Here is a 5,911-nt window from a genome sequence, read left to right on the forward strand (position 1 = left end):
GCTGTCAGTGCCTGCGGATATATTGAGGATACCAGCACGCCGCAAGAACCCGAAGAGGCACCGGATATCACCGGTACCTGGGCAATGTCTGAGTGTGAACAATCCGGATCCAGCCAGTGGACTAGCCTTGCCTACACCTTCAACCCGGATGGATCGGGCGAGTTGGTTGGGGAGGTTTTCGATAACGAGGCCTGCGAACAACCCATTGCGACGCCGACCGAGCCCTTCAGCTATGTGGTGGGTGAGCCAGTTGATAACTCACCGCAATCGGTGCAGGCCTATGAACTGGACCTGTTTTACGATTCCGGTGTTGAGGTCTACGATCTTTACGGCATAGACGGCAATACCCTGCTACTGACTGATCCGGCGGCCAATCCGGATGAAGAGCAGTTCCGGGATACCCAGCTGTTCACCGACTTTGGCTATCAGCGCCAGCAGTGATCGGTTAACCGGCAGGCCCCTTTTGAAGCTCTTTCAAAGGGGCCTGTTTTGAATTTCCATGCCTGTTGCTTCTACACTTGGGTCATTGAAGGAAAGAATTTCCCCGCAGTGTTGCCGGGGCAAAGGATGTGTGATGCAGCAGGTGTTGATTGTTGAAGATCATCTGGAAACCCGTGCCTGGCTGGCGGCGATCGCTGAAAAAGCGATGCAAAGCCCGGAAATCTATCAGGCTGGCACGCTGGAACAGGCCCATCGTCTGCTCCCGGATATTTTCCCCACCCTGGCGCTGATTGATCTCAGTCTGCCGGATGGTTCCGGCATGTCACTTCTCAGTCATCTGCGCAAAGAGCGGCCCGAGGCTTACCTGGTGGTTGCAACCATTTTTGATGACGACCGTCATCTTTTCGAGGCTCTGAAGGCCGGTGCCAACGGATACCTGCTCAAGGACCAGCCTACCAACTCGATGATCGACAGCCTCGCCGGCATCATGGAAGGGAAGCCACCGTTAAGCCCGACCATTGCCCGGCGAATACTGCGACATTTTCAGAGGGATGCGGAGCAGACCCCGGCCACTTCAGATAACCCTCTTTCGGAACGCGAGCAGGAAGTGCTCCAACTGCTCGCAAAAGGCATGGGCAGAACGGATATTGCCCGTTTACTGGATATGTCTGCCAACACGGCTGCCAGTCACACCAAATCGATTTACCGTAAACTGAATGTTTCCGGGCGTGCAGAGGCAACCCTGAGGGCGGTACAGTTGGGCCTGGTTCCCGGGTCGCCCAGCTCCTGATCATGGCTTACCAGTCTGTTTTTAACGGCACCAGAATCGCGCCGCTTCCCCTGATGGGAGCTGGGGCCGCGCTGGCGCTTTTGCTGATTCTGTCTGCCCTGGTATTTATAGAAAGACAGCCCTGGCTGGGGCTGGGGGTCGATTATGATAATGAATCCGGCTTCCCTATTGTTTCCGTGGTTTATGAACCTCAACACGCCGCCGGGTCTGTCCGCCAGGATAGCAGGTTGACAGCCATAATCAGCGACCGCGGGGACCGTATCTCATTGGAAGGCTTTGACCCGACTCTGGAGCCCTCCGGGTTTGCTCATTTCGATGTTCAGAAACATTATTTCGAGCGGTCGACAGAGATTACTGAAGTTCTCGCAGAGGGTGCGTCTCTGGAAGTTGATGGGGAGCACAGGGTACCGGTCAGCCTGGCAAAGGGGCGTGGGCTTGATAGCCTGCCCGCAGATTTCTGGCTGCTCAATCTGTTCGGATTGTTAGTCTGGGCTATCGGTCTCTCGGTCTTCGCAGCAAGGCCCGGGGAGCGTGCTGCACGCATGCTGTGCCTCTCCTCGGCCGGGTTTTATGTGTCCTGCCTGTTCAACAGTATCTACGTCTGTCGTGAGCTGGCCATGTCTGGCGAAACACTGGCGTCATTGTCTGCGGGCAACCGCGCAGCGCTGCTGGTGATGCTGTTCGCAATCCTCGCCCTGATGGCCAGGTTTCCGGGGTGTATTACCCGGCGCCCACCGGAACTTTATCTGACTGTCGCCTTTTGTCTGGTTCTGGTGAACGAATGGCAGCAGTTGGTTGATCTCCCCGTGCACAGCTTTTTTCTGCCGGTGTACATCATGTATGCAGCGGGCATCGCCATTGCTTTTGTCCAATGGCGCAAAACCCGTAATTACCCGGTTGATCGCGCTGCCCTCAAATGGATGCTGCTGGCGGTTTTTATCATCATGGGAACCGGGCTGGTGACCTACTACATACCAATCACGGTCCGCGGAAGTCCACTGTTGCCGGAGTGGGGCCTGGTTGCCATTGCCTCGATGCTTTATGTCGGTTTTGCTCTGGGTATCATCCGTTATCGTCTGTTCCAGGTAGACCGCTGGTGGTTGACGATCTGGATCTGGTTTCTTGGTGGCCTTTCCATTGTTCTCGTTGACATGGCATTGATTGCATACTTGAAGGTTCAGCCTCCGGTTGCATTGATGGGCGCCGTGATTTTTGTCGGTTGGTTGTACTTTCCTGTGCGCCAATGGGCCTGGGAAGGGCTGACTGGCGGCAAAGGAAGGCGCCAACATCAATTGGTCCGAATGGTGGAAGAGATTGCTGGTGCGGTTCCATCGGGAGAAGTAAACGACACATGGCAATCAGTCCTTACAAGAAGCTTTGATCCTGCTTCGATCCAGCCGATTGAAAACAGGGTGTCCGAAGTACGCCTTGGCGAGAACGGGACCCGGATGGACGTGCCCCTGCTTGAGCACAATGGAGCCCTCAGGCTTTTCTACGCGCATGGCGGTAAAAGACTGTTCTCAACAGACGATCGGGAATACGCAGAAAATCTGTTTCAGGTATCGCGCCGGATCTTGCGTGTACACCAGGCGGAAATGGAAGCCGTGCAGCAGGAGCGGCAACGGATTGTCAGAGACTTGCACGACGATGTGGGTGGTCAGCTCCTGTCTCTGTTAAGGCAGGCACCGGACGACTACTACGGCTCGCTGGCACGAAACGCCCTGCAATCTCTGAGGGAATCGATGAAGGCAATCGATAATGATGCGATCCAGGATGCCTCAGGTTGTATTGATGACTGGCAGGCCGAGGCCGAGGAGCGCCTTTTTCCACTGGGTGTGAATCTTGACTGGAGCAAGCAACTGAACACGGCTCCGTTGCAATTCTCGGTCAGGCAGGCGATCAACCTCAGGCGGATTCTTTTTGAAGCAATTTCTAATGCCTTGCAGCACGCATCCCCTCGCCGTATCAGCGTGTATCTGAAGTCAGACGATAATTATCTGGAGCTAACGTTAGTGAACGATGGAGTGGATCAGTCTACCCGGCATAAGGGCTTGCTTCGGGGTCGTGGCCTCAACAACATGCAAACACGAGCCAGCGAACTGGGCGGGATGTCTGAGTTTAGTATTGATGGTGAGGTGGCAAACGTCCGTACGGTCATTCCAATCATTCCGTGATTGCAATCACTTCGTAATCTTTATTGCGACAATGATCTGCGCGCTTTGAGTTATGCTGCGGATAAGTCTTTTACTTAGAGGGAACGAATGTGACACAGCTTCAATTATTCCGGAGCATTCTTGTAACACTTACATTGGCAATCGTTGCTGGCTGCGCGACGGTAGGCCAGGACTTTGCCACCCACAACGTCGACCAGATCGAAATTGGCGAAACTACCCGTTCCGACATCCAGGAGATGTTCGGCGAGCCCTGGCGCACAGGGGTTGAGGATGGCAAACGCACCTGGACTTACGGCAAGTATCGCTGGTCTGCCTTTGGTGACGCGGAAACCACTGACCTCGTAGTGCGTTTCAATCAGGATGGAACCGTGTCCTCCTATGTCTACAACACCACCGAATAGATGTCGGACTATCCGGAGACAGTGGCTATGGACAATCGCCGTGAACCGGCGGATATAGAAGAGCTGCTGGACCGGATTGAAGCCGGGTCCGCCGATCGGTCTCACGTTTCCATCGGGGAAATGATGGACTCGGTGGGTCGCAGGACCTTCGGCCCGGTAGTGCTTATGGTGGGGCTCATTCTTGTGACACCCCTCAGCGGTATGCCGGGTATGCCGACCTTGATGGGGCTTCTCACGCTATTGACGCTGGGGCAGGTGCTGATCGGGCGCAAGCACTTCTGGTTGCCCGATTGGCTGGTTCAGCGCCAGGTTCCGCGTCAGAAGCTCGTGCAGGGTCTGGAGCTGCTGCGCCCGCCCGCCCGTCGCATCGACCGTTTGATACGCCCGCGACTGACCATGTTGGTCAAGGGGTTCGGGCTCTATGTGATGGCTATGGCGTGTATGGTCATTGCTGTGGTTATGCCGGCAACCGAAATTGTACCGTTCAGTGCCAGTATTGCCGGCCTTGCCCTGATGACTTTCGGCCTGGCGATGATTTCGAAAGACGGGCTTCTCGCCCTGTTTGCCTGGGCGATAGCGTTGATAGGCCCGGTGATGCTGGTCCGGAATTTCAGCGGTTAGTTAAACCAGTGACCGGTAGCGCGCTCCGAATTACGTAAAACCGGAGGTTTTGAACTAGATTGTCATAAGAAGAACGCCTTACTGACTGACGAAGAGAGGAGAAACACCATGATTCGGTTGTTTTACCTGGTATCTTCGATTGACAATGCCAAGGAAATTTCTGACGACCTCCACGAGCATGGCGTCACCGATTGGCGATTTCATATTGTCAGCAAAGACGAAGCCGGCCTGTACACTCATCAGCTGCATTCGGCTTCCATTCTGGATCGCACGGATCTTCCCAGGTACGTAGAGCGCGGTGCGATAGCGGGCTTCGTACTGGCCCTGGCCTTTATCGTTCCAATGGCGCTGCTGGAAGTTCTTGCAATGCCCGCGGCCGCATGGATTGCCCTGTTCATCTTTGTTGTTGTGGCCGGGGCCTGGGTTGGTGGTTTCGGCGGTATCCAGGGTGAAAATTATCGTATTGAGCCGTTCCACCAGGATATTGAGGCAGGGAAGTACCTGATCATGGTGGATGCGCCTAAGGACCACATCCCCAAGGTCAAGGAGCTGATGACGAAGAACCATCCTGAAGCCAGGTTGCAGGGCCAGGATTCCAGCTTTAATAATCCATTTGCCAGCAGGCGCCGGCGAAAGATCAAGCAGGCCTGATGGCGGGCACGATCTACTGCGGAAACCAGGCATGACAAAATACGGTGTTATTCTCACCGGAGGCGGCGCACGTGCGGCCTATCAGGTCGGTGTGCTTCGTGCCATCGCGGATATGTACCCGGACTGGAACCACCCGTTCAATGTCATTATCGGCACCTCCGCCGGCGCGATCAATGCTATGGCAGTGGCCGGTAACCGGGGCCTTTTTCGCCACAATATTGATCACCTGGAAAAGATCTGGTCGGAACTGACCATGGATCGGGTGTTTCGGGCCGATACCATCAGCCTGATGCGCAGCTTCAGCGATATTGCCCGCAAAATGATCAGCCGGCCGATCGGAAGCGGGCCGGTGTCATTTCTGAATAATGCACCGTTGCGAAAAATGCTGCAGCAGGAAATTGACTTTGAGAGCATCCGCAACACCATCCGCGATGGTCATATCGACGCAGTCGGCCTGAATGTCTGTGGCTACGCCACTGGCCAGAACGTGTGTTTCTTCGAGGGTGCAGAAGGGCTTAAGGGCTGGTCGGTGGGTCAGCGCGGGGGCACCCGCACGGAACTGGCGATAGACCACATCATGGCCTCGTCTGCGATTCCCACGCTGTTCAGGCCGGTGAAAATCAACCGTGAGTATTTTGGCGACGGCGTTACCCGGCAGATGGCTCACATCAGCCCGGCGCTACGGCTCGGCGCCAGCAAGGTGCTGGTGATTGGTGTCAGTGCCAACGCAATGTGCCCACCAGATCGCCCGGAGAAGCCAGGCATGCCGACGCTGACCCAGGTGCTGGCCCATGTGTTCAACGGTATGTTTCTGGATACGCTGGACTACGACA

Annotated in this window: 7 protein-coding genes; all 7 read left to right on the forward strand. The window is 55.5% G+C overall.

Translation table 11 applies throughout. The features are described 5' to 3' along the window. Positions 1–441, forward strand: a 441-nt coding sequence (locus ACESMB_RS12750; protein WP_372971726.1) for a hypothetical protein, incomplete at its 5' end; no start/stop codon positions are given. 133 nt (positions 442–574) lie between these two features. Beyond that, entirely contained in the window at positions 575–1,231 is a 657-nt protein-coding gene (locus tag ACESMB_RS12755; RefSeq protein WP_372971727.1) for a response regulator, read from the forward strand. A gap of 2 nt (positions 1,232–1,233) precedes the next feature. Then, complete coding sequence (locus tag ACESMB_RS12760) at positions 1,234–3,405, forward strand: hypothetical protein (RefSeq protein WP_372971728.1); 2,172 nt, start codon at positions 1,234–1,236, stop codon at positions 3,403–3,405. Positions 3,406–3,494: 89 nt separating this feature from the next. Then, positions 3,495–3,806, forward strand: coding sequence for an outer membrane protein assembly factor BamE (bamE, locus tag ACESMB_RS12765; RefSeq protein ID WP_372971729.1), 312 nt, complete (start codon positions 3,495–3,497; stop codon positions 3,804–3,806). A 27-nt stretch (positions 3,807–3,833) separates the two neighbouring features. Continuing rightward, positions 3,834–4,427: an exopolysaccharide biosynthesis protein gene (locus ACESMB_RS12770; RefSeq protein ID WP_372971730.1), complete on the forward strand. Its 594-nt coding sequence runs from the start codon at positions 3,834–3,836 to the stop codon at positions 4,425–4,427. 108 nt (positions 4,428–4,535) lie between these two features. Then, positions 4,536–5,078: a hypothetical protein gene (locus ACESMB_RS12775; protein WP_372927442.1), complete on the forward strand. Its 543-nt coding sequence runs from the start codon at positions 4,536–4,538 to the stop codon at positions 5,076–5,078. Positions 5,079–5,109: 31 nt separating this feature from the next. Beyond that, positions 5,110–5,911: patatin-like phospholipase family protein (locus tag ACESMB_RS12780; RefSeq protein ID WP_372971731.1), on the forward strand; the 802-nt coding region annotated here is incomplete at its 3' end.

It is taken from the genome of Marinobacter sp. (genome assembly GCF_041686475.1).
Taxonomy (GTDB): Bacteria; Pseudomonadota; Gammaproteobacteria; order Pseudomonadales; family Oleiphilaceae; genus Marinobacter.

Bases quoted from the DNA above. Each gene is read 5' to 3' on its own strand.
- ACESMB_RS12755 (WP_372971727.1), top strand. From the start codon at position 575: ATGCAGCAGGTGTTGATTGTTGAAGATCATCTGGAAACCCGTGCCTGG.
- ACESMB_RS12760 (WP_372971728.1), top strand. From the start codon at position 1,234: ATGGCTTACCAGTCTGTTTTTAACGGCACCAGAATCGCGCCGCTTCCC.
- ACESMB_RS12770 (WP_372971730.1), top strand. From the start codon at position 3,834: ATGGACAATCGCCGTGAACCGGCGGATATAGAAGAGCTGCTGGACCGG.
- ACESMB_RS12775 (WP_372927442.1), top strand. From the start codon at position 4,536: ATGATTCGGTTGTTTTACCTGGTATCTTCGATTGACAATGCCAAGGAA.